This window comes from Pseudomonas psychrophila (genome assembly GCF_001043005.1).
In the GTDB taxonomy this organism is placed as follows: domain Bacteria; phylum Pseudomonadota; class Gammaproteobacteria; order Pseudomonadales; family Pseudomonadaceae; genus Aquipseudomonas; species Aquipseudomonas psychrophila.
Genome location: NZ_JYKZ01000059.1, coordinates 1 through 702, shown reverse-complemented (window position 1 = coordinate 702; position 702 = coordinate 1). Strand labels below are relative to the sequence as shown.

Here is a 702-nt window from a genome sequence, read left to right as displayed (position 1 = left end):
GACAGCCACGGCGCCCACGAGTCTGCCTGGCAGAAGGTTCAGTTGTTACGCCAGCGTTTTCGTGGCCTGCCCTTGGCGCTGGCGATGGCTACCCTGGATCGTCCGGATCCGGGACGGCGCAAAATCCTCAAACAGGCCTTGTGTGTGTCGGCCCTGGTGCCGACCGCCTGGTTGCTGGGGCGCCAGTTGCCGCTGGAGGTCTGGCAGGCTGACCTGCACACCGCCACCGGTGAACACACGCGCTCATCGCTGGCCGATGGCAGCACGCTGCAGCTCAATACCGACAGTGCAGTGAATGTCGATTTGCGTTCCCGGCTCATCACGCTGGTTCGCGGAGAAATCGCCCTCAAGGTTCCAGGCTCGGCCGCGTTGACCGTCCAGGCGCCCTATGGGCGTTTCACGCTCAGCCGTGGCGAAGTCTGCGTACGTCTTGATCGTGAGGATTGCCAGGTCTCGGTGGTCAGTGGCACGGCGCAGTTACAGCCCCTGCAAGGGCCGCCGTTGCTGTTGCCGGAGGGCCGGCAGGTGAGCCTGCGGGCGAGCGGGGCAGGCCCGGTGAGTGCCTTCGATGCCTCGCTGCCGGGCTGGCGTGAGCGGGTGCTGATGGCGCAGAACCAGCCCCTCGGGGATTTTCTTCGTGAGCTGGGCCGTTATCGCCCCGGCGTGCTGCGTTGGGATCCGGCCCTCGAAGCGCTGCGCGTC

The 702-nt window shown here is 66.4% G+C and carries 1 protein-coding gene; it reads left to right on the top strand.

Going from position 1 to position 702, the window contains the following annotated elements; all coding sequences use genetic code 11:
• The coding region (locus TU76_RS24050; protein ID WP_048352657.1) for a FecR domain-containing protein at positions 1-702 on the top strand (702 nt) is incomplete at both ends.